Consider the following 23,528-nt stretch of genomic DNA (forward strand, 5'->3'; position numbering starts at 1 on the left):
CCCTAATATTCATTTCTTCTACTCGTTAATTTTTAAGCCAACTTCAAGCCCATGGAGAAACACTTGATGATTATCCAAACATAAAAATTGCTGAATATCTTCAAATTTCATATGACCAACTGAACAAACCCCTAAATTTAATGTTTCAGCAACCATATTTAAGGTAGCAGTGATAATGCCTGACTCAATACAAGCAAATAAATATCCATCTGAACCGTATTTCGGGATGGAAGCGTTCGCATTATAAACCAAATAAACTGAGAAGGCAGATTGAGTAAATAAATCCTGATTAATTAACTCATGATCACTTTTGATTACTTGATCAATGCTGTTTACAAACACAAGACTATTTTTTGATGGGTTATAATAATAAAATCCAGCTTTCATACCCTCTATACGTTTTGGTTTTACATAAACAAAGATATCAATGGGATAGAGCCCCCCTGCACTTGCGTAATGATAGTATATTTTTTCTTCCCTAACCTGTTTTAGAGTTGATAAGAATCGGGAAAATTCCGAAAAACTAATATGTTTTACCATATCAAATTGACGACAAGACCTACGTTCCTTGATTATAGTAGGTAGCTCATTTGTTGTTTCAAGTTGAATTTCGGTCGACCGTGCAGCAACGTGCGTGCGATTTAATTGTTCACTCATATACTTATCTAACTTTTCTTTAGAAAAGCGAATCTGGTTGCTATATGGATTTGAAAAAATCTTTTCTTGTGAAGAAAATACTTCTCTTGGGTGTAATATATTACTTACTAACACACGATTTTTTATCATGAGCTCTATGTTTTTTTGTGTCTCTTCTACATTTCCTAACGAAAAGCGCTCTACTAGTTCACTAATTTTCACACCTTTTTGAGCCATAAAATAAAAATCTGGAAACCACTCAGACAGAATACCTGTAAATCTCATTTCCCCTATCAAAACTTCATTATGCAACTTCTCCCAATGCTTAATCGGAGACCAGTAATAAATTTTCTCGCTCATATAACCCTCCATAAACGTTTAACTTATTTTTGAAATGCAATTTTCTAATTTACAAAAATTTTTTTGGATTCTGCTCCTTGTCTCATAGTGATTATAAATACATGCACTTTAACGAAACTTGAAAATAATGAAATAACTTTTTCTTCATTAAAATTTTTTATTTCATCATAAAAAATGATTTCTTTTTGGATATTTCACATCCTTTCCCATAGTAATCCTATAAGGTATAAACTATTTATAACGTTGAGAATATTCATGTATTTCCAATGTGAAATTATTGTAATGGATTGGAGAGCGGTTGAATATAGTTATTAAATCAAATAATGTTGAGAAAGTTTTATTTATTATATCGATAAAATTTTATGATGTAATTTATTACAAATAGATTAAGAAAAGAGTTTTAAATTTTTCTTAATCAGTTAGTGTGAAAATATCACATACTATTACATACAATCGAGTTACTTACATTTCATATTCAAAATAGAGAAAAGACACCTTGAATGGTGTCTTTTCTCTATTTTAATTCCTTATACTTTTTACGCCTTTGTTATTTTTAAACGATTTGTAGGAATTAATACAACTCGAACATCTAGTTCGTTATATGTTCGAATATATAATAAACATTATCTGAATTACGAATGTATTTCAGGTAATTTTATAAATAAACTCAAAGATATCTTCTTCTCCTACTGCCACAAAAGAAATAATCTATTGCTTATTTCTTTTATTAAATTGTAATATAATTACAGTATGTGAAATTATATTACATTAACTTTAAAAACGAAGTGAGAATAATCTTCACTTCGTTTTTTTTATTTGCAATCCTTGTTAAATTTGCTCAATGCAGTATTTATTTCCACATTCTTCGCTTTTATTTAATCGGTTTCTCTGTTTTTAAGACAAATGAACTTAATGCAGGAACTTTAATTTTATTGTCATGGACAACATAAAGTGGTTTACTTCCCGCCTGCTTGCTGTCTACTAGTACTTTCCAAGGCCCTTTCGATGGAAGTGTTATTTCAACAGCTTCTCTATTTGCATTGTGAGCCACTGTAAAGTATTCATTTTTATTCCCCTCTATTGTATAAGCTACAGTATTTTTCGGAGCATCAATAAATGATACGTGTGTTTTTATTTGCTCTGCAGATGTCATTCGAAAAGCTGAGTACTTTTTGCGTAATTCTATTAAACCCTTCATATAATCTACTTCATTATTAAACGTTGCACGGCGCAGCCAATCCATCTGGTTAATTGAATCTGGAGATTTATAACTATTATGATCACCGTATTTCGTCCGCATAAACTCTTGCCCTGCATGTAAAAATGGAACTCCTTGTGATGTTAATAAAATTGAAGAAGACAATTTGTGCATTTGTTTTCGCACTTCTTCACTGTCACCTGAATTAGTTAACTCAAGTTTATCCCATAATGTATGATTGTCATGTGCTTCCACATAAGTTAATACCTGTTCCGGATCTTGATAGGTAGACGAATTTGTATCGTAGTCAATACCTGCCGTAATACCTTTTTTAATACGATCTTCCATGTTTTCCTTTCCATTTATAAAACCATTTTCCTTTTCCTCAAATACACTACCTTTCAACCCATCACGTATATTATCGTTAAAATGAGCAATCCCTTTCATTTTCTCTGCATTTTTTTGATTTGCTTTCAGCTCAGCTGCAAGAGGTGTATTTAAATCCCATCCTTCTCCGTGTAGTATAATAGAAGGGTCAATTTGATTAACAGCTTTACGTATTTCATTCATCGTTTCATAATCATGAATACCCATTAAATCAAAACGGAATCCATCTAAATTGTATTCTTTTGCCCAATATGTGACGGAATCTATCATAAATTTCCTCATCATTTTTCTTTCTGAAGCAGTATCATTTCCTACTCCAGTTCCATTTGCAAATGTTCCATCTTCATTGTAACGATAATAATAACCTGGAACTAACTTATGGAAATTAGATTCAGCAGCGTTATACATATGGTTATATACTACATCCATCACTACTCGAAGATTATTATCATGTAGTGTTTGAACCATTTGCTTCAATTCAGTTATTCGCACAGTCGGCTCATAAGGATTTGTAGAATAGGAGCCTTCTGGAACGTTGAAATTTTTAGGATCATATCCCCAGTTATATTGCGGTTCATTTAAAGTCTCTTCATTTACAGAAGCATAATCAAATATCGGTAAAAACTGAACGTGAGTAACACCTAGATCCTTTATATGATCAAGTCCTGTTTTTACACCTTCTGGCCCTTTTGTTCCTTTTTCTGTTACACCTAAATACTTCCCTTTCTGTTTAATACCACTTTCAGGTTGGATGGAAAGATCGCGTACATGTAACTCATAAATAATAGCATCTTCCGGATTTTTAAATTTTGGCTTTTTGTTTGCTTTCCATTTTTTCGGATTTGTTTCTTCTAAATTAACGACTGCACCTTTATCTCCATTTACAGAAGCAGCACGCACATATGGATCAACCGCTTCAGTCCATGTATCACCAATTTTGACCTTATACGTATAAAAGAGCCCTTTTTGATTCCCCTTTAGTTCTGCTGTCCAAGTTCCCTTTTCACCTTGTTGCATGTTTATTTCAGCACCTATTTTATCGTTCCAGTTTTTATATGTAACTAACTTCGCTTCGCTTGCAGTAGGAGCCCATAAACGGAACTTTGTATGTTGCGCGGTATATGTATTCCCTAAATCGTTACCACTATAATAAAATAAATTATCAAATTCCTCGCTACGAATGACTTTACCAATTTCAGTATTCGTATCAGCTAAGTTTTCTATTTTAACTTTGTATGTTTGTTTTAAATCAATTTTCTGTTCCGTAATTATTTTGACCTTATTAGTAATATCTCCACTATTTATATCATAAGGACTAATATTTTTAATTTTAATGCCTTCAATTTCAATTTTCTTTTCCCTAATATGAAACGGGACATTAGTCGTTACGGTAATTTCATGGAAACTATCAATAGTTGCTTTTTGAATTGAGAGATCTGAAGAAGGCTTAGAGTTATATACTTTTTCATCGCCCGAAAGAATCCATACTTCAGCACGACCGCCCTTTATATTTTCAATCCAACGATCCCCACCATCTTTTTCCCATTCATTTGTTCGAACTATAAATCCTACACGATTATAGTCACCGTCTATTTTTATCTTAGCGTATTTTCCAAATTCATCTTCACCAGTAAATTCATAAGATGTACCATTTGCATTTTCTCCCCATAACCAAAGATTCCAGTCTTTTGTATTTCCAAGCTTCTCTTTGTAATGAATGATAACTTCAGTTGTTTTCGAATTTGAAACTGCCTTCACACCCTGAAAGGAGAAAACAGATGATAACATAACGATTAAAGTAAGTAATAAAACTGTTTTGTTAATTAATCTTTTTATAATTTGCACCACATACACCCTTTCTTCAAATATTACTAGCGATTTATTATGCTTACACTGAATAACACTGCTTAAATTAATCTAGAAATCTCTTTTGCTTCACCTCCATATTGGCTATTTTCACGTATGTATTTCAATGACCTTTTAATACGGAAGCGTTTGCATAAATTGCTTAAAAAAATAGATTTGTGTATGCCCTCATATATTTGTAAATGCTAAAAGGTCAGGGAAATCATTTTAAAGCAATCGTTTGTTATCGCTTTCATTTTATAGACTTTCTATCAAGAGGTCAATATATTATTAATTTTCTGTTTTTACACACTTTAAACCTTATTTATTTGTCGCAACTTCTTACAGATAACGCACCTAATTATTGCTTAGTCAGTTTATTTCCAACAATACATTGCTAAGTAAAAAAACAGCTAATATCCTTAAAATGATATTAGCTGTTTTTTCATAATGTATTAATATATGAATGATAACTATATTTCTAAATTACTTAATTTTTGCTGCATCAAATGCCTTTTGAACTGCTTGAACTTCAGCTGTATTTGCACCATATTTATTAGTTGCCACTCGAATACATGCTGATCTCAATTCTTTGAAATTAGAAGTCATGTTTAACTCATCAGTATTTGCATAATAGAAAATATCAAACATTTTATCTTCACCAATTCCTTTAACAGTCACTCCGTTATGAGTTCCGCCTTTTGCAATGAGATACGCAACTTTATTAATAATACTTGAATTAAAATGAACACCGCCTTGATCCCATCCATTAAAATCGTTAAATTCACTGTAATCATCTGGATAAGGTACTCCAAGTGAAGATGGAACAGAAGCTGGGTTTTCCATATCACGGAAAACAGATCCCGTTTGTTCTCCCATTGTCCAGTTAAAGTTTCCATTATTTACGTATTTCTCAATAGATGTTCCCATAATATCAGATAGTGCCTCATTAATCGCACCGGATTCCCCGTAATATTCAAGATTAGATTCGCTAGAAGTAACAGCATGTGTAAATTCATGTCCAGCTACGTCATATGCTTTAACAATAGGATCACCATATACAAGCATACTTCCATTATTAGCACTTAATGCATTCTGCCAATTCTTCGGATCATTCGTCTCTTCAGAATCCCAAGCGTGTACAACTGAAACTACCTTTTGTCCCTTATTATCAAAGCTATTACGCTTGTATTTATCTTTATAAAAATCAAATACTTTTGTTGCTAAGTAATGAGCACTTACCGCTTTGGGATCGTTAAATGTTGCCGAAGTACTAGTCGCTAATGTACCAGGATAATAGCTTTCTTCTTTAGTAATATCTTTGTAATTCACATCATATGTTTCAATCCCTTGCCCTCTTGTATAATCAGCAAGAGCATATTTGCCATTACTTTGTTTAGAGATACCAAATGAACGAGAAATACCTAAATCATCTTTTCCTGTTCCAGTTAATGATGTAAGACTGCTTTGTTTACTTTTCTTTAAAGCTCCAACTAGTTTGTCACTGGCCTTTAAGTTAGATTCTTGTACCATATTTTTTAACATATCACCATTTTGTGCATTTACTAAATAAGTACCAGAAACATAGTTTGGTGTTGCGGCTTCAAAGGTAACTTGGTATGCATTTTTAGCTTGTCCATTATTTTCATCAACAAAAATAACCTCTTTAACTTCTGGCTCAGTAATAAACTTGATATCGTTCCCGTACTTCGTATAAATAAATTGTTTTGCTTCATCTTTTGATAGATTAATAGGTTTTTTCAATTCTTCTTGTTTTAAATTTTGCGCGCTATCACCTGAAACACTTTTAATAACACCATTATTATCTACATGTGCAGTTAATTGATGGCCATATACTTCTTTTCCTTCGTATGTTTGCTGCATACGTACAAGTGTAGTTCCATCATACGAACCACGTTTTTGAAGGACTTTATAATCTACTCCTGCTTCTCCATTGACTTGTTTTTGGGACAGAGCTTGCTCTGTTTTCTCCTTAAGTGCATCCTTTACTACATTTTCTGGTGCCTTTTGTGACGGTTGTGTAAGTTCACCCGAACGGAACGATTCCTCCTGAATTTGAACTTGTAACTGATCTGTTTCCTCTGCATGACCTACCCCATATGGTGCCACAGCTGTTAAAGCTAATCCTGTTGTTAATGCTACCTTAGTTAATGTCTTTGTGTTTTTCATTATTTCACCTCGTATAATTTTTGAAATAGAAAGCTTGTACAAAGTATACTGTCTATTTCTGTCGGAAAAAAGAGAAAATACACAATTTATGTAACATTATGCAAAATTACATAAATTGTGGTCAATATTATAAATAATGAACGGAACACATATGAACATTAATTTGAATAAAAAAGAGTCCTTTTAGGCGCTCATCCAATTGGTTAATTATCTATATTCATTCTAATAAAAGTGCACTTACATCTAAATAACAACATAAAAACCCACTCTTTACTATTGTAAGAGTGGGTTTAATGCTATTAAAATAACAATTACTATAAGAAACCTTATAATTTATATTTTTTTAGTAATCCTACTAAGTTTTTTGTAAAATTCACCTTTCGTTTTTATATGCTTAAACTGATTTGGATTAATATTTGCTTTTTGTGAGAGTGCTACAATCTCTTCTTTTGTAATTGAATCTTTCGTATTTATAGATGCTATATTTGTGTATTTTCCGTCTTCTGTTTTTGGAATTTCTAAAATCCCTTTATTCACAAGATCAACTACAGCCTTATGCTCTGAAGAATGTAAATCTACACCAGTAATTTTCCAATTACGCATAACTTTTGGTGTGTATACACCGTTCTTTACCTCTTTTAAATATGTAATAGCAAGGTTACGAATGGTTCCACCTGTTTCTCCAAATGCATTCTCTTGTTTAGATGACCAAATTTGTTCAAACTTACGCCCCTCTAAAGCTCCTCCTTTTGCCTGAAGAGCCTCCATTCTATATGCATTCATTCCCAGCGTCATAACATCGCTCATTTTGATTGGTTTGTTTGTACGAATAGAGCGTAAATTTGTAATTCTACTTCCGTATGGTTTTGTTAAGTCAATTTCGTATTTTACGCCTCCAAAGAAATCGTTCGTACTGTATTTAGATGCACGGCGGGTTTTATCAAAGCTAACGGTTACATCTCCGGCACGAGATGAGTTAAAATATCCTGCTGCCCATTCCATATAGTCTTTTAAATCTTTTCCAGAAATCTTATATACTGTAATTTCTCCCAAGGCATATTGGTAATTATACGCAATATCTTTTTTCTTAATAGGACCTGTATCCAAACGGGCATAATCATTATCAATTTGATGGGCTACTACATCTGCTTTACTGTAGTAGAGCATGACTTCATGAAAGAAATCTGATAAAGGTGTTTCTTGAATCTGAACACTTGGGATACCCTTTATTTCATTTTCAGGAACAAGATTTCTACCCTTTAATTGAGCGACTACAACATTTGCATCTCTTCTCGCATATTCGTGAAAAGGTGTTAGTGTTTCTTCAAGTGTAGGATCAGATATTATCGTTGTTCCATCAGCATTTTTTACAGGTATAGCGGTAGCAGTTTTATCTTTTAAAACCAACTTCCCATCTTGCTTTGTAAAAGTAAGGTCAATACGTGAAATATGTGTTCCATATTTATCTGGCTCTGTAATAATTACGCCATTTACAACTTCTTTTTTTACAAGTTTATGCATGTGAGCCGCAAAAATAGCGCTTAGTTCCGGACAAGCATTTGCAATATCTTGAACACCAGTACCAGGGATACCATTCTCATTTTCTAATCCCATATGCATAACTCCTACCATTACATCTACTTTACCTTCTAATTCCTTAATTGCCTTTTTCGTCTCTTCTACCGGATTTTTCACCACTAAACCATTTAAGTGATCTGTCCCTTTTTCAAAATCACTAATCATTGGTGTATTCATACCAATAATCCCAACTTTAATTCCACCTTTTTCTACAATTGTATATGCAGGAAGAAAGCGCTCTCCATTTTCCTTATAAATATTTCCTGCTAACGTTTTTCCCTTATATTGCTCACTAACTTTTTTCAATGTATCTAATCCAAAGTTGAATTCATGATTTCCAAATGCCCAGGCGTCATATCCCATTGTATTCATCGCTACCATCATTGGCGATTGTGGCTTATCGTTGAATAATTCTACTGAGTTTCCTTGAATTGTATCCCCGGCATCTACTAATATGGTATTTTGATTTTCTTGACGGACCTTCTTTATAACCGTATAAAGCTGCGTCAAACTTCCACTCATATTTGCTCCATCAAGCGCATAATCCCAAGGCATAAATCTGCCATGAATATCTGCAGTACCTAACAATGTAATATTAACTTCAGATTCCTCAGCCTTAGAGATAGGTGGTTTGACTATTACTGCTGTTCCGAGCAGTAATAGAATTACAAAGTAACATACATAGTTCTTCCATTTCATTTTTTGCATAATAATAATATTTCTCCCCTTTTTGTACTTTCGTAAAGTTGTTTGAACTTTAAAAATGTAACTTATTATTCGGGAAACTTCAACTACAAAAGATAATTTTGAAGGTGGTTCTGTTGCAAAAATAAAGAGAATAAATTGCATACATCCCCTAACAGAATTGTATTTTATCGTTTCCTGACAGAATACCCCTTCCTTAAGGGTGTGAAGTGTACTTTCAAAATAAGGATATATCATTCATTATCATTTCAATTTATTAAAACGTGCATATACAATATGTTATGATGATTAATTTTTTGAATTTCGTTGCTGATTTATTTCCTTCTAAATAAAAACACTTTCAAAAAAAATAACCCCGCTCTTCATTTAAGACGGGGTTATACTTATACAGAAAATCGGATAGTTTTATATTTTCTTAAGCTTATTGGTTACTTTCAACTAATTTCATTCTATTTTTGTTTTCTTCTGAATCAATATGAATCAATCGTTTCCCCTGTTTATAATACGCATCAATTCTTTTCTTGATTCGTTTAGCATATTGAGCATTTGCTCCACTTCAAATGGTTCTATACTTGGTTCAATCATTTCTGGAGCTATAAACTTTTTCGTTCTATCTAATAAAATAGTGTGAATTTCTTTACGCTCATTTTGGGTACTATCTAACTTTTTTAACCCTGAGGAAATAACTGTTATCACTCTTTCATCTAATAAAACTAAATGATGACAAACTTGTGCAATACTCCATTTATCCTTATCTGGTTTCCTATTAAATTGAGCATCACTCAACAAATTAATTTCCTCAACTAATTGATATCTCGTTTCATAAAACTTGTTATTTACAAATGTATCCATGTGGATTCTCCTTTCATTGCAACCTACATACTTAAATTCCTACGCTAGAAATATTATCTTCGAAAAAAGATTTTCTTTCACTACTATTCCAATTTCATTTTAAAGCCACAAATAAATCAACCTTTAACTTTCCTTCTAAATCCTCAGGAACATTATTTAAGCAAAACTCTAAATTATCTCTATCATAATCTGCATCATACTCACTATTTGGTAGCCACTCTGCATACATGTATTGATACGCTTCACTTAATTTATGAGGTTCACCATAGAACTGGTATAGACCATATGTACCTCCATCTAATCTTTTAAATTGCACATCATGATACTTTTCTTTATCGAAGTTTTCAGGAATCGTAACACATGCATCATGCCGGCACTTATGACTTGCAACGAGTTCAGGATTATCTAATGATATTCCGATAAATGATTGCTCTGGTGGATAAAGGTTATTTTCAATTGACCAGTTCAGTAACTTTCCCCAGTGATTTTGCGGTTCAAAGTAGCTACCAGTTCGTCTTATATACGCTACTTCTAATGGTGGTAATTTTTTTATAACAACTTTCATTTACATCTTCTCCCCTATAAATACGTACACTGTTTAATTAGCTTTTTTTAACATTTATTCCTTCTTAAATTAAAAGAATTCTCTAATCATATAAAGTGAACCTTTAATCAGCGGGGGATAAATTTCAATTGTAATATAATTGATTACTACTACTAAAGTAGTATGTACTTTCATACTTTTATTTGATTTTACATTCTTTTTAAATCGATATATTAATTGTAAGGAAATAAAAAGGTGGAGGATTTTAATTGATTAAAGGAATATACGAAGCACATTTACCAGTGAGTAATTTACAACAATCTATCGAATTTTATGAAAAACTAGGATTGAAGTTAGCCTGGAGCGATGAGTCAACAGCATTCTTTTGGATTGAGGATGGGAAAAGTTGGCTAGGATTATGGGCGGGCTCTGAATACGAAACAAAATATCATCCTTCTTTACGTCATATTGCATTTAGAGTTTCATATGAGGATTTAAAAGAATCATTACATTGGTTACACTCACTTCAAATTAAAACCGTTCCGTTTGGAAGTAATGAATCTATTGAACCCTTTGTCCGTCCACATCAAGGTAATGCATCTGTTTATTTTATTGATCCAGATGGTAATAGCTTAGAACTTATTTGTCATATTGTTGTACCTAATGCACTAAAACATATAACTAATAAATTATCATTTAAAGATTGGGAGACACTATTAGCTGACACATTTGAATGAATATAAGCTATAAATCATAGTGGCTTGCCTTTATTTTTATAACATGTATAACAATCGTGAATAATAATGTCCTATCAATTTATCATTAAATAAATGTAAAAAATGACCCTATTTATTCATTTTTCATGCGTATGTATGTACATTTGTGAATTTATTCGATATATTATGGGTATTGAATGATTACGAAAAGTGTATAGGTCGCTTATATAACACCTTATATTTTTATATCCGTGAAAACTACAAAGTGTATGAAAATCCATTTGTCAAATGAATTTAGTGCGGAAGGAGGTTTGTGGTTACTTCATAGGGTATAATAATCAGTTTTTTACTGATAAAAATATAGGAGGCGACATAATGTTTCGTACGATTTCAAATTTCATGAGAGTAGCTGAGATAAGAAGGAAAATCCTTTTTACACTAGCGATGTTAATCGTTTTTCGAATTGGCACGTTTATTCCAGTTCCTCATACTAACGCAGAGGTATTAAAAGTACAAGATCAAGCTAACGTTCTAGGTATGTTAAACGTATTTGGTGGAGGAGCACTGCAACACTTCTCAATCTTTGCTGTAGGTATTACACCATATATTACAGCTTCTATCATAGTACAATTACTTCAAATGGATGTTATACCTAAATTTTCGGAATGGGCAAAGCAAGGAGAAATGGGCCGTAAGAAATCAGCTCAATTCACTCGATACTTTACAATCATTCTCGCATTCATACAGGCCATCGGAATGTCTTATGGCTTTAATAATATAGCTGGTGGACAATTAATAACAGATCAAAGCTGGACTACATACTTATTTATTGCGACAGTTTTAACTGCAGGTACTGCATTTTTACTTTGGTTAGGCGAACAAATTACCGCTAACGGAGTTGGTAATGGTATTTCGATGATTATCTTCGCAGGTCTCGTTGCCGCGATTCCAAATGTTGCAAATCAAATTTATTTACAACAATTCCAAAATGCTGGCGATCAGCTATTCATGCACATAATAAAAATTGTTTTAATTGGACTCGTAATTTTAGCGATAGTTGTTGGCGTTATTTACATTCAACAAGCTGTACGTAAAATACCGATACAATATGCAAAAGCTGTTTCAGGAAACAATCAATATCAAGGAGCAAAAAACACTCATTTACCTCTTAAAGTAAATAGTGCTGGTGTTATACCAGTTATCTTTGCTTCTGCATTTTTAATGACGCCGCGTACAATTGCGCAGCTCTTCCCTGATTCAAGCATATCAAAATGGTTAGTTGCAAATCTTGATTTCGCACATCCAATTGGAATGACACTTTATGTCGGTCTTATCGTTGCTTTCACATACTTCTACGCATTTATTCAAGTAAATCCTGAACAAATGGCTGAGAATTTGAAAAAGCAAAATGGATATGTTCCTGGTATTCGTCCTGGTAAAGCAACTGAACAATATGTAACTAAAATTTTATACCGTTTAACATTTATCGGTGCAATTTTCTTAGGTGCAATTTCTATATTACCGCTCGTATTCACGAAAATTGCTACGTTACCACCTTCTGCCCAAATTGGTGGTACAAGCTTACTTATCATTGTCGGTGTAGCACTAGAAACTATGAAGACGTTAGAAAGCCAGCTTGTAAAACGTCATTATAAAGGTTTTATTAAAAAAGTGAATTAATTATAAAAAACACAGTTGGAAAAATAACCAACTGTGTTTTTTATTGTATCAGTCCTGTAATATACAGGGCTGTTGCTTTATTAAACTACATCTCCTTCTCTAATAACCGCCCTTTTTTGAAATAAGTCCGTAGTGTAGAACGATTGGCTAAAAATACACCAATCAATATAAAACAAGCCCCCATTCCCATTATAGGATTTAAAGGTTCTCCTAAAATGATATATCCCACAATTATTGCAATTAATGGTGATACATATAACCACGTCGATGGAAATACTGGATTTGTTTTTGATAAGAGCCAGTAATATAGTCCGTGTCCACCGATCGATCCGATAAATATGAGATATAAAATAGGCCATTGTACACTCCATGAAGTTAATACAGTTACATTTGGTTGTTCTACAATAATAGATGCGATTAGTAGTAAAATCCCTCCATAAAACATTTGAATACCGTTAATAAGAAATGGTGATACATTTGATAAATCTGAAAGTATTTCTTTCGAACGAATAGAGCCTATTCCGTAAAATAACTCTCCTATAACTAAAACAATACAAGCAATACTCCATATGAAACTTACTTGTTGATGCATTCCTGGTAAAGAAACAAATATAACACCTATTAGTGCGATAACTAAAGCAACGAGTTGCTCCTTTTGTAATTTCTCCCTATTCCTCTTTGCTTGTATTAATAAAATCATCATTGGTCCCGTAGCAGAAAGAACAGCAGCTAATCCCGAAGAAATATATTGTTCTGACCAATATAAACTTGCGAATGTCATAAATGTTAAACAAAATCCAGCATACATAATACGTTTTGAAAATATATGTGGCATAATTTCTTTTCGCTTTAATTTAAAAATAATCATAAGGATTATGCCCGCTAAAAAGAATCGAATTCCTGCTGAAAACAACGGTGGCGCCCCTGCTTCAATTCCAATTTTTATTGTTAAAAATGTTGTCCCGAAAATAATACATACTAAAATGTAATTAAAAATGACCATTTTTCTTCCTCCTTTTTACTCTTAAAATGAGTATAGAGGGTATGGTGTATAACAGTGTATCAATACATATAACAGTTACTTCAAGTTGTAGTTGATTCCCTATATATTTTTCGCTTTAATTAAATTAAAAAGAAAAATAGGTGAAACTATGAAGATTGTATTGCGTAAAGAATCAAACATACCGTATTACAAGCAAATATATATGCAAATTGTTGAAAGAGTACAAAGTGGTATGCTTTCACATGGTGAATCCCTTCCTTCTTTACGTTGTATGGCCACAGATTTACAAATCAATGTATTAACTGTTCGTAAAGCGTATAAACAGTTAGAAACGAAAGGGTATATACGCATCGAACAAGGAAAAGGTGCTTACATATATAAACGTGTAAAGAAAGATTTCAAACCGATACCGTATAAATGGCAACAATCAAGATCTATTAATGTTATGCGTTCTCAATATGCAATGAATAAGCACCGTAAATATTATGATTTTTCACAAGCAATTCTGTATCCTCGTCTGTTACCAAATCCATTTTTGGCAGACGAAATGCATAAATTGCTAGATAAAAATCCGATGTTGTTAGCAACTTATGGGCCAGTTCAAGGCGATTATGAACTGCGAGTTGAAATAGCAAATTACTTAAATGAACACCAGAAATTAGTGACGGACCCATCTCAATTATTAATTACAAGCGGAGCACAACAAGGAATTGATTTAATTGCTCAAACATTATTAAAACCTGGAGATATCGTATTAGTAGAAAGTCCATGTTACAGTGCTGCGCTTGACGTTTTCATCAATAAAGGTGTTCAAATCATTCCTATTTCTCTTGATAATCATGGAGTTCGCTCCGACTTAATTGATGATATTTGTCAAAGTAAAAATCCTGTTTTATTGTATACAAATCCCACCTTCCAGAACCCGACAGGTACAGTAATGAGTAAAGAACGAAGAATGGAACTTATAGAACTAGCGGAGCTATATCAATTTTTTATCATTGAAGATGATTCTTTCGGAGAAATATATTTTGAAGGTGCTATAGTCCCACCACCAATCAAAAGTTTTGATAAGGATGGCCACGTGATATATATATAAGGATTTAGTAAAACGTTAGCACCAGGACTCCGTATCGCAGCACTTTTTGCCGATGGTCCTATTTTTGAATGGCTATATGCAGTGAAAGGTTCCATGGATATCGGTAGTCCTTTATTAACACAGAAGGCACTTCTACCTTTCTTACGTGCGGAACGTATGAAAAATCATTTAGAAAAATTACGTACAGCTTTACAAATGAGACGTGATTTAACAATTGATATACTATCGCCATTAAAAGGACTAAACTTTGAGATACCAAATGGCGGTTTTAATTTATGGGTGAAACTGCCTGATTCGATAGATCCCTTTACCTTATTACAAAAAGCAAATGAAGTAGATGTCTCTTTTTTACCAGGAACAGCTTGTCTATTAAACTACGAAACAAATGATAACCAATTAAGAATTAGCTATTCAATGTTAAACGAGAAAGATATGGCAATTGGATTAGAGAAATTACATGATACAATACGAAACAGTATTTGTTAGAAGTAATAACACAATAGCCAACAATAAATAATACCCGAAAATGACAATGTGTAGTATGGGCTATTATTTATTGTTGAGCTTTTTCGTTATTCTTAACAACCGATTTTAAAACTTGTCTTTCTTTCAATTCTTCAACACTGCCATATGGATCAATAACAATTGCTTTCATTTCCTCTCCTCCTTGCTGTTTATTTTAATAACATACAATTATTTCTCAAAATTTTTTGCCTTGAATTACCATATACTTATTTTTGGGGGTAATTATGCAAAAAGCATTATAAAGTAAAACTTTAATCATTCCTCACCAATCGGGCTCTTACTGCCCGGCAAATAGCGGGATGAATTTCAAAAAGAATCTTACACACATCTTAGAATCATCCAAAACTGTTTTATTAATTAAATTCAAAAGAAATGAGGCTAACTATATGAGTGAAAAGATATTTAAAATAAACGGAATTGATATATGTACAGAAAGCTTTGGGAACCCTAAGAACCCTGCTATTTTATTAATTATGGGCGCTACATGTTCCATGGTTTATTGGGACGAAGAGTTTTGTGAGCTGTTGGCTAGTACGGGGAAATTTGTTATTCGCTTTGATAACCGTGATGTTGGACGCTCTGTTGCCTACGAACCTAGAACTTCCAATTATACAGTAACAGATATGGCTGAAGATGCAATTGGAGTACTAGATGCTTATCATATTGATAAAGCTCACCTATTTGGTATGTCATTAGGTGGTATGATTGCTCAAATTGCCGCTATAAAACATCCCGAAAGAATTTTGACGCTAACTTTACTAGCGACTAGTGTAATAGGATCTGATGACAATACTCGCGATTTACCTCCAATGGATGAAAGAATTTTAACACATCATGTAAATGGCACAAGTATAGATTGGACAAATAAAAACGATGTGGCAGAGTATTTAGTTTCAGGATCTCGTCTATTATGTGGATCAGAACGAATATTTGATGAAAATAGAGTTTATACACAAGTAAAACAAGAAATAGAACGCGCAAATAATTTATTAAGTATGTTTAATCATGCTTTACTTCAAGGTGATGATGCATATGAAGGTGTACTTCACTCCATACAAGCACCTACATTGGTTATTCACGGAACAGATGATACAGCACTCCCATTCGAACATGGCCTCGCACTAATTGATGAAATTCCAAACTCAGTACTATTAACTCTTAAAGGGGCAGGCCATGAAAACCATCCAGATGACTGGGAAAACATAATTACTGCTGTTTCTAAACATACATCTGAAATTTAGACAAACAAATAATTAACAAAAGGGGCACAAATTATATTGTGCCCCTTCTATTTACAAACAAAAACCCATCACTGTATTCGTATGTATAGTGATGGGACTTCTTATATTTTTCTATGTTTAAAAAAATGGACAATCTAATTGATCAACAGATTCCCATAATTTTTTTTTTGCATTTTCGGTGGATGTATTTGTTTCTAGTGTCATGTTTTTAAAAGGGTTTACTTCAACTTTTAATAAGGATGAAGGCTCCACATATAATGAGAAAACATGGCTGCTTGGTAAAGCTTTAGAAACGTCAATATCTCCTACTTGTTTAAATAGTTGCTGCGCAGCAAAAAAGAAGAAATTAGTTGGATTTGATTGTTTATTCAGCCACGCAAGCATTTCAGGTGATACCGATTTATGAATATTGATTTTTACTCGATCACCACGTTTATATCGCCTAGATCGCATACTTCCACCAACTAACTTATCGTTAAGTTTGTAAATCCTAACTCTTTTTGCTTATGCTCTCTATATTTTGGCGAACAAGTATAGACTAATAATCCTCGTGCATTGGTAAATAACGGATTATCTACAAAGATTACATTTTTGAGTCGTCCTTTTTGCTTTAAAATCATTTTTAAACTGTTTTTAATAATTACTGCACCACCGCCATAAATAAACACGTATGGATCGTCTTTCATATCATCAATTTTATTTATAATATCTGTTGCAACACGAGCTGCTAAACCTAATAGTGCCGGCTGTGATTCCTCAACTAATAAGGTATTTCTCGGATGCTTATCATTTAAATAAATTTGATTGAATTCTGTAATACTATCAATCGTCTTAGTTGGATACTTTCGGTTCCATCTCGTGATAATTTGTAATAACGTCTCTTTTACACCATAAGATAAACCTTTACTTAGTTGCGGACGGAAATTTACCCCTAATGAAACAACTTCTTCTGTCGTCCCTGCACCAATATCAAAAGAGAGTAGAGTCTTATCTACAAAATCAATTTCAGAAACTTGATTCGGCTCACATTCTATTTTATGTTTCACAACATTTCCTTCTTCATCGTATACAATGCCCCACGTCCCAGATGCGCCCTCAGGCAGGCATTTACAAAACTCAATTGAAACATTAATTGTCACATCGCGTCCGTTCGGATAATGGAAAATAACCTTATGATTTCCCATATAACGTTTTGCATTTTCAGCAGCTATTTCTTGTGTAATAAGCTGCATAGGAAGAGCGACAGATAAATCATAACGAATATTAATATGGCTAGAAGTTGGACTTTGACGCATAGCGCTTACCGCCAAACCTGATAGTATTGTAATAACCATTAACTCATCCGTTGACTTATTCGATTTCTTCTCTACCTCAGTACCTTTTAATTGATCTTGAATGACTTTTTCTCCAACGATGTATCGTACATTATTTAGCATTAACGATGGCGAACTTATAGTCACATCAATGTGGTTTTCTAATTCAGATAATGAAACATCTACCTCATCTAAGAGTCCTGTAGGCTCACCTATATATAAAGAATAAATACTCGGAATAAAAATAGGGTCTTGCCCTTTCACCATTAACTTCAAACCGTTGTTTCCTGCATCTGCACCAGCTTTTAAAAGTATAGACATAACTACCCCCTAAATTAATCTGACATCCCTTCCAAATATATGCGAGCCCATTCTTTTACATTCAAATGTATTGTAATTTTTTATTTATCATAAAACCAAAATATTGCATACTTACATATTTTATGTAAAAAGTATTTGACATGATACTTTTCCAATTTTATACTTATATTTGTAAAGAGTTTTTTACAATCGAGGGGGGCAATTATTTATTGAATACTAAAAAAACTATTTTTATCATCATTGTTTTAGCATTAATTGCAATAATAGTACATGGCACATATAAATACATCACTGAAGGTTCTATTTTGGGTAGTACGATTTTTGCTATTTCGTTAATACTTAGTAATTTAATTAATCACATTACTTGGGGAGATCCCCACGGTGTATCAGAAGAAAGTCAAGATGAAATGGGCCAACAAATTACATATAAAAGCTTTAAAATTGCGTATTTTGTGCTTGTAGTTATAATGTTCCTTTTATTAATCTTCTCCGAAGGATTTTCTATGGGGGCTAATTTAGATGGCGTTAAAAACCTCCCTCTGTTCATCGCAATTTGCTCTTCATTCTTTATTTATCCTATTGTCGAACTCATAGTTGCAAAACAATATAAGTAAAAAGATGAGGTTTTCTACATGTAGAAAACCTCATCTTTTTATATTTACATACTCTCTACAATTGCTTTTAATTTATTCACAGTCCGCCAATTCCTAACTGTAGCTGGTGTATGTAACTTCTGAAACTGGTTCATTAATTTAGAATTTCGAATGCTATTTTTGAAAAACAAATAAGCAACCTTCTCATCTATATAGCAATCTTCAAGTTCACTTTTAAATGTAAGCAATTGACTACTCTCTTCTTCAGAAAGTACATTAGCTAAAAAAGCAACATGAACACTTTCTCCTTCTAACAATGAATGAACTTCATACGGACATTGTTTAATAATATTTATAAATTCATCATGTGTTCTTAGCATGACTGGAACATCGAAATCAAATTCATTTTTCATTTCAGATTGTATTCGGTCCTTTAGAAAGTTTATACCTTCCTCAGATTCGAACACGATATTACCACTTTGTATATATGTTTTCACATGTTTTAATTCTATTGATTCAAACAATCGTTTTAAATCAGCCATTTTGATTACTTTATGTCCACCGACATTGATTCCTCTTAGTAGTGCAACATAAATTGTCATATTATTCCCCCACAATAAAATGAATTTATCAACTGAATTGATTTTCCCACTCATATTTCTCGGATATTTGTTTTAATTCTTCTAACATATCATGAATAGATAATACCTCAAATAAAATAATAGATTCACTTGAGAAATGGTGATGATAATGATCTGGTTTATAATCTTTTAAATCATTTTTATAACTCCAAAATTGCTTGTCTAATTCAGCAATAAGTTTAAAATGTTCCTCATCAATTTCATTACAACGGTTTCTCAATATAGCAATTATAGAATAAGTTGTTTGTTGTAATATTTCCCTTTCACTTTGTGACCAGTCACAGGTCTCAATTGACACTCGAGCTAAATTATCTATATGGTAAATGATTTGCTGTAATAAATGCAATTGCTTTTGTACAAGTAAAAAGCTTCTCATTTCCTTCTTTGTATGGTGATGATATTTCCAATCTTTCTGCTCATATTGAACAAATTGTATCGCCTTATGCAATAATAAAGTCAATTTAGATAGATCCTGAGCTGTCTCCTTTTTCATACCTTTTCCTGCAAGTAATGCAGTAATCCATTCTTCCATAATATTTGCTGTTTTAGCAAATAGATCCTCTGTACATCCAAAAATCGTTTTCGTGTAGTGTGGTGGGAAAATGAAAAAATTCACTAAAGTAGATACTATAATACCAGTAGATGTAGTAGCTAAACGAATTAAAAATGCAGTAAAATAATGATCTGCCGTAATTGGAATCATAGCTACAGCAGTTAAAGTCGCGACTAATGTTCCCGCATGTAACCTTAGTTTTTGACATGTAACAATCGTAAACATCGCAGCTAATGCATAAGAAATTGCTTGATGGCCTAGGAAAAATGTGAAAGTCATGGCATATGCCGATCCAATTGTTGAGGCCGGAAAGCGAATAAGCCCTTTTTTTATTGAGTCTGTTGCAGTTGGTTCAATTGTAACAATTGCTGTTATTACAGCAAAAATAGTTGGGATGTTAAAAAAATTACAAACTAACACTGTAAGAAAAACTGCAATCCCAGTTTTAATCACTCTTCCCCCAACAATATTCCATTGTCTATCTTGATTCATTTTTTATATCCTTCATTTCTGTTTCATTTTATATACATATATTATATATTGTTAAAATAAAAAAACCTACTACATGAATATTCAAGAGTAAGTTTTCTATCTCATTATTTCATTATAGGTAAATGCATTATTATTTGTTGGCCAATTGGTCCCATTCTTCTAAAACCTTTATCTTTGAAGCCGACTTTTGCATATAAATTTTGTGCAGGAATATTTCTTTCATTCACAGCAAGTACAACTTCATTTTTTATTGGAAAATAACGTTTTACAAACTCTTCTAATAATAACAATGACTTTTTAGCGTATCCCTTTCTTTGTCTATTGTGATTAATAGAAAATGATGTTAAAAGTAAAGCATCCTCATTATCCGTAAACTCCTTTACTCTATCTCCCGTTTGCAATGCGAAAAGACCAACCGGTACCCCATTGTAATCTAAAATAACAATCACATTTTTTGTACGATCACTTTTTGCTTTCTCCAGTAATGCGCTTGGATCTGATGTAAACTGAACTTGTTCACTTGGTAAAGTAAATGTTTGTATAACTTCTTTATATTTCTCCTTATACGGAACTAATTGAATTTCCCCTGTGTGTATGTTCATGCTAAACTCTCCCATTTTTTGCTTATTAACTTATACCTTGCTGTACTTTTGAATGCACTCTTCCATCTAAAAAGGTAATTTCAACAAATGAATTTGGATCGTTTCCTTTCCAAGCAAAAATTTGTTTAATTTGTGTAGAATGCTCTACCCCTTCTTCTATAAGTAAATCCCCTTCACAACCAATTAAATCTTTTACTTCTGTATAAGTCATTCCTTCATTTATGTTCGAGAAATGGTTTATATTGATAGACGCTTTCTGTTGCCTTTCCATCACAGTAGAAGAAGTTGCTGTTTGATTTTTCACTTCTTTTCTCTGTTCACACGCTGTCATACTGAAACCTAAGCAAAAACTAAACAATATACATGCGCTTTTTTTCATCATAACAGTTGTCCCTCCCATCATAATTAAACCATATATTCCCTTAAAAATAAACTGAATATTTAATATTATATTCAAAAACCTCGTACAATTAAGTACGAGGCTAATTTCATTTATTCAAATGATTATTTGATTGATCATCCTGTTCTTTTCTTAGCTCTTGTTTTTCATCTTTTGGTAATTGTTTATCATTATCTTTAATTGGATTCGTTTCTCTATTTTCAATCATATCATTTGGAACTTGTGGCATTACTCGGCCCACAATAGCCGCTAATTCATCTAGTATACCTTCACCTGTTTTTCCTTTTTTAATTTGCTTTCCAATTTGTTTGAGGCGTTCATACGTATCAACATCTGCTACAACGACTGCATTAGCACCATCAGGATCATTTTTTAAACTTTCTGCAACAGAGTATTTAATTGATTCAACTCGAGTTCGATCAAGTTTTGCTTTTACGTCTATACCTACAATTGCATATTTGCCGACTACTACGGCTGTCGCATCATTCACACCTGGCACACTTGCAGCTAAAGATGCTAAATGATCTGCTGCTTTTTCATTTGGCTTATTTGATTTATTCGTATAATTAACATTTTTCATTGAGACATTTTTTTGTTCCGGCTTTTCGTTTGGATTGTCTTTTTTTCCAATACTGCATCCAGTTATAACGAAGCAAAGCATCAATATATATATTAGAGTTTTCATTATTTTCACCACTTCACTATTAAGGTTTAATCATAAATTTTTTCAACAGCTTGCATTTTCTTTACCTTTTCTTCGGCCCCACTATTAGCATTAATGAATATTTGGTACGTATCTTTTCCTAAAGTACCTACAAATTCATAGCAAAGTACTTCATTATGCAAATCATTGACTACTACAGCTTTACGTTCTTCCATTACTTTCACATCCGGATTGATTTTCTTTCTTGCTTCTGCTACAGTTAACTTTGCCGATGGAACTGTTCGTTTTTGATGCGACGCTAAATATTCTTTTGCGGAGAACCCTACGATAGAACCGTCATCTAAAGCAATTTTCATTTGGATTGCTTCTGGATAAATTCGTACTCCATTTTCATTTACTACATACGTAAACACACCAACATTATCATATTGAGAGCTATCATAAAGCTCCATATTATTAAACTTATGGTCCTTTAAAAATTTCAAACCTTTACTACCTGCATCGTTTAAACTAACTTTCTGTTCTTTAATTTCGCGGTTATTCATAACCCAAATTGGATATCCGCCTTTTCCCGTAATATCCATATAAAACTCATTGTTCGTTGCTTCATCTTTAATTTTCACACTATAGAAAGATTCTTTCGCACCTTTTCCGCTTTTCTCAACATCTACTTTTTCATTTCCTTTTAAATTCAAAAACGATTTTGCAATTTTCGCCGCTTCATCTTTAGAAATTGCCTTTCCTTGCGCTTCAAATCCGCCTTTTTTATTTTTTTGCGCACTTGTAAAGGTCGGTCCGAAGTTTGTAGAAGAATATGATGTTACGTTTTTCTCTACAGTTTTCAATCCATCAATAATTGTGTTATCTGCTGGATCGCGATTTGATGCAAGTGCCATTTCTACATCCATCCAGCGTAAATTATTTTTCAAAACAAGATGTTGTACTTTTCTTAGTTCATCTTGTATATTTCCTGCATTTGAATATAAAGTTTGCAACGTTTTATATTCTTGCTCATTTAAAGGCTCTTTTTCTAAATCACGAATGGCTGCACGGTAACTAAAATCACCGATATTCGCTAAAAATTCTTCCGTTTTATTAAATGGCATTAATGTTAAAGGAAGTTGCCCTACATCTGAGCGAGCTTCAGATGTTAAACGCCATACATCCGCTAATGCAGGTGATAAAGATGATCGTGAATTCATCGCAAGTGTTGTGCCAATTTTATCGTGTAATAAATCGACTTCGTATGCTAAATCATGGAATGCACGTTGATAGCTATTTTCCGCTCTAATTAAAACCGCATTTTTCTCTTGGTGCTCTTTATAGCCCCAGTATCCTGTTCCTACTACACCGACTGTTAATAATACAATGATAATACCTCGTAACATTGTCC

Annotated in this window: 18 protein-coding genes and 2 pseudogenes; 5 read left to right on the forward strand and 15 right to left on the reverse strand. The window is 32.8% G+C overall.

The window, feature by feature from the left end:
- Positions 1 to 18 precede the first annotated feature (18 nt).
- The 6 genes and pseudogenes from NZ044_RS13465 to NZ044_RS13490 form a co-directional block, all read right to left on the reverse strand.
- Positions 19 to 996 (reverse strand): SagB/ThcOx family dehydrogenase, encoded by a 978-nt coding sequence (locus tag NZ044_RS13465; RefSeq protein WP_340949790.1) that lies wholly within the window; start codon positions 994 to 996, stop codon positions 19 to 21.
- Between the two features lie 871 nt (positions 997 to 1,867).
- Complete coding sequence (gene pulA, locus NZ044_RS13470; protein ID WP_086390565.1) at positions 1,868 to 4,426, reverse strand: type I pullulanase; 2,559 nt, start codon at positions 4,424 to 4,426, stop codon at positions 1,868 to 1,870.
- A 486-nt stretch (positions 4,427 to 4,912) separates the two neighbouring features.
- Positions 4,913 to 6,616, reverse strand: a complete 1,704-nt coding sequence (locus NZ044_RS13475) for a M4 family metallopeptidase (RefSeq protein WP_000799184.1) — start codon at positions 6,614 to 6,616, stop codon at positions 4,913 to 4,915.
- A gap of 333 nt (positions 6,617 to 6,949) precedes the next feature.
- The gene (locus NZ044_RS13480) at positions 6,950 to 8,902 is read right to left on the reverse strand and encodes a bifunctional metallophosphatase/5'-nucleotidase (RefSeq protein ID WP_041488161.1); all 1,953 of its coding nucleotides are present in this window, start codon (positions 8,900 to 8,902) and stop codon (positions 6,950 to 6,952) included.
- Positions 8,903 to 9,382: 480 nt separating this feature from the next.
- A pseudogene (locus NZ044_RS13485) lies at positions 9,383 to 9,751 on the reverse strand (DinB family protein); the annotation flags it as partial.
- A 94-nt stretch (positions 9,752 to 9,845) separates the two neighbouring features.
- Entirely contained in the window at positions 9,846 to 10,316 is a 471-nt protein-coding gene (locus NZ044_RS13490) for an AraC family transcriptional regulator (protein WP_000869618.1), read from the reverse strand.
- 248 nt (positions 10,317 to 10,564) lie between these two features.
- Here NZ044_RS13490 and NZ044_RS13495 point away from each other — a divergent pair, with 248 nt between their 5' ends.
- A complete protein-coding gene (locus NZ044_RS13495; protein WP_000589638.1) occupies positions 10,565 to 11,032 on the forward strand; it encodes a VOC family protein in 468 nt (155 codons plus the stop codon).
- 354 nt (positions 11,033 to 11,386) lie between these two features.
- The gene (gene secY, locus NZ044_RS13500; protein WP_000490132.1) at positions 11,387 to 12,691 is read left to right on the forward strand and encodes a preprotein translocase subunit SecY; all 1,305 of its coding nucleotides are present in this window, start codon (positions 11,387 to 11,389) and stop codon (positions 12,689 to 12,691) included.
- Between the two features lie 85 nt (positions 12,692 to 12,776).
- Here the strand turns inward: secY and NZ044_RS13505 are convergent, their stop codons facing one another.
- Positions 12,777 to 13,694 (reverse strand): DMT family transporter, encoded by a 918-nt coding sequence (locus tag NZ044_RS13505; RefSeq protein WP_000234335.1) that lies wholly within the window; start codon positions 13,692 to 13,694, stop codon positions 12,777 to 12,779.
- Between the two features lie 148 nt (positions 13,695 to 13,842).
- Between NZ044_RS13505 and pdxR the strand changes: the two are divergent.
- A pseudogene (pdxR, locus tag NZ044_RS13510) lies at positions 13,843 to 15,276 on the forward strand (MocR-like pyridoxine biosynthesis transcription factor PdxR).
- 425 nt (positions 15,277 to 15,701) lie between these two features.
- A complete protein-coding gene (locus NZ044_RS13515; RefSeq protein ID WP_001290768.1) occupies positions 15,702 to 16,556 on the forward strand; it encodes an alpha/beta fold hydrolase in 855 nt (284 codons plus the stop codon).
- Between the two features lie 117 nt (positions 16,557 to 16,673).
- On the opposite strand, the gene NZ044_RS13520 is transcribed toward NZ044_RS13515, so the two are convergent.
- Both NZ044_RS13520 and NZ044_RS13525 read right to left on the reverse strand, forming a co-directional pair.
- Positions 16,674 to 17,009 (reverse strand): hypothetical protein, encoded by a 336-nt coding sequence (locus NZ044_RS13520; RefSeq protein WP_001257762.1) that lies wholly within the window; start codon positions 17,007 to 17,009, stop codon positions 16,674 to 16,676.
- Between the two features lie 11 nt (positions 17,010 to 17,020).
- On the reverse strand, positions 17,021 to 18,190 hold the full coding sequence (locus tag NZ044_RS13525; protein ID WP_000025620.1) for a ParM/StbA family protein: 1,170 nt from the start codon (positions 18,188 to 18,190) through the stop codon (positions 17,021 to 17,023).
- Between the two features lie 209 nt (positions 18,191 to 18,399).
- Here NZ044_RS13525 and NZ044_RS13530 point away from each other — a divergent pair, with 209 nt between their 5' ends.
- Positions 18,400 to 18,804 carry a hypothetical protein gene (locus tag NZ044_RS13530; RefSeq protein ID WP_001093136.1) on the forward strand — a complete coding sequence of 135 codons (405 nt, stop codon included), beginning with the start codon at positions 18,400 to 18,402 and terminating at the stop codon, positions 18,802 to 18,804.
- Positions 18,805 to 18,848: 44 nt separating this feature from the next.
- Here NZ044_RS13530 and NZ044_RS13535 read toward each other — a convergent pair whose 3' ends face one another.
- The 6 genes from NZ044_RS13535 to ypeB all read right to left on the reverse strand — a co-directional run bounded on the left by NZ044_RS13535 (position 18,849) and on the right by ypeB (position 23,523).
- The gene (locus NZ044_RS13535) at positions 18,849 to 19,385 is read right to left on the reverse strand and encodes a DUF1697 domain-containing protein (RefSeq protein WP_000158574.1); all 537 of its coding nucleotides are present in this window, start codon (positions 19,383 to 19,385) and stop codon (positions 18,849 to 18,851) included.
- 28 nt (positions 19,386 to 19,413) lie between these two features.
- Positions 19,414 to 20,469: an aromatic acid exporter family protein gene (locus NZ044_RS13540; protein WP_016077574.1), complete on the reverse strand. Its 1,056-nt coding sequence runs from the start codon at positions 20,467 to 20,469 to the stop codon at positions 19,414 to 19,416.
- 104 nt (positions 20,470 to 20,573) lie between these two features.
- On the reverse strand, positions 20,574 to 21,086 hold the full coding sequence (locus NZ044_RS13545) for a GNAT family N-acetyltransferase (RefSeq protein ID WP_118961769.1): 513 nt from the start codon (positions 21,084 to 21,086) through the stop codon (positions 20,574 to 20,576).
- A gap of 10 nt (positions 21,087 to 21,096) precedes the next feature.
- Positions 21,097 to 21,453, reverse strand: coding sequence for a hypothetical protein (locus tag NZ044_RS13550; protein WP_000976437.1), 357 nt, complete (start codon positions 21,451 to 21,453; stop codon positions 21,097 to 21,099).
- Between the two features lie 106 nt (positions 21,454 to 21,559).
- Positions 21,560 to 22,156, reverse strand: a complete 597-nt coding sequence (locus NZ044_RS13555) for a YhcN/YlaJ family sporulation lipoprotein (protein WP_000854056.1) — start codon at positions 22,154 to 22,156, stop codon at positions 21,560 to 21,562.
- 26 nt (positions 22,157 to 22,182) lie between these two features.
- Complete coding sequence (ypeB, locus tag NZ044_RS13560) at positions 22,183 to 23,523, reverse strand: germination protein YpeB (protein ID WP_000943737.1); 1,341 nt, start codon at positions 23,521 to 23,523, stop codon at positions 22,183 to 22,185.
- Positions 23,524 to 23,528 lie beyond the last annotated feature (5 nt).

The organism is Bacillus sp. FSL K6-1338, assembly GCF_038006965.1.
GTDB lineage: Bacteria > Bacillota > Bacilli > Bacillales > Bacillaceae_G > Bacillus_A > Bacillus_A thuringiensis_S.

Excerpts from the sequence above, each read along its gene's own strand:
- NZ044_RS13465 (WP_340949790.1), bottom strand. The coding sequence starts at position 996 with ATGAGCGAGAAAATTTATTACTGGTCTCCGATTAAGCATTGGGAGAAG.
- NZ044_RS13475 (WP_000799184.1), bottom strand. The coding sequence starts at position 6,616 with ATGAAAAACACAAAGACATTAACTAAGGTAGCATTAACAACAGGATTA.
- NZ044_RS13480 (WP_041488161.1), bottom strand. The coding sequence starts at position 8,902 with ATGCAAAAAATGAAATGGAAGAACTATGTATGTTACTTTGTAATTCTA.
- NZ044_RS13490 (WP_000869618.1), bottom strand. The coding sequence starts at position 10,316 with ATGAAAGTTGTTATAAAAAAATTACCACCATTAGAAGTAGCGTATATA.
- secY (WP_000490132.1), top strand. The coding sequence starts at position 11,387 with ATGTTTCGTACGATTTCAAATTTCATGAGAGTAGCTGAGATAAGAAGG.
- NZ044_RS13505 (WP_000234335.1), bottom strand. The coding sequence starts at position 13,694 with ATGGTCATTTTTAATTACATTTTAGTATGTATTATTTTCGGGACAACA.
- NZ044_RS13515 (WP_001290768.1), top strand. The coding sequence starts at position 15,702 with ATGAGTGAAAAGATATTTAAAATAAACGGAATTGATATATGTACAGAA.
- NZ044_RS13520 (WP_001257762.1), bottom strand. The coding sequence starts at position 17,009 with ATGCGATCTAGGCGATATAAACGTGGTGATCGAGTAAAAATCAATATT.
- NZ044_RS13525 (WP_000025620.1), bottom strand. The coding sequence starts at position 18,190 with ATGTCTATACTTTTAAAAGCTGGTGCAGATGCAGGAAACAACGGTTTG.
- NZ044_RS13535 (WP_000158574.1), bottom strand. The coding sequence starts at position 19,385 with ATGACAATTTATGTTGCACTACTAAGAGGAATCAATGTCGGTGGACAT.
- NZ044_RS13540 (WP_016077574.1), bottom strand. The coding sequence starts at position 20,469 with ATGAATCAAGATAGACAATGGAATATTGTTGGGGGAAGAGTGATTAAA.
- NZ044_RS13545 (WP_118961769.1), bottom strand. The coding sequence starts at position 21,086 with ATGGGAGAGTTTAGCATGAACATACACACAGGGGAAATTCAATTAGTT.
- NZ044_RS13550 (WP_000976437.1), bottom strand. The coding sequence starts at position 21,453 with ATGATGAAAAAAAGCGCATGTATATTGTTTAGTTTTTGCTTAGGTTTC.
- NZ044_RS13555 (WP_000854056.1), bottom strand. The coding sequence starts at position 22,156 with ATGAAAACTCTAATATATATATTGATGCTTTGCTTCGTTATAACTGGA.
- ypeB (WP_000943737.1), bottom strand. The coding sequence starts at position 23,523 with ATGTTACGAGGTATTATCATTGTATTATTAACAGTCGGTGTAGTAGGA.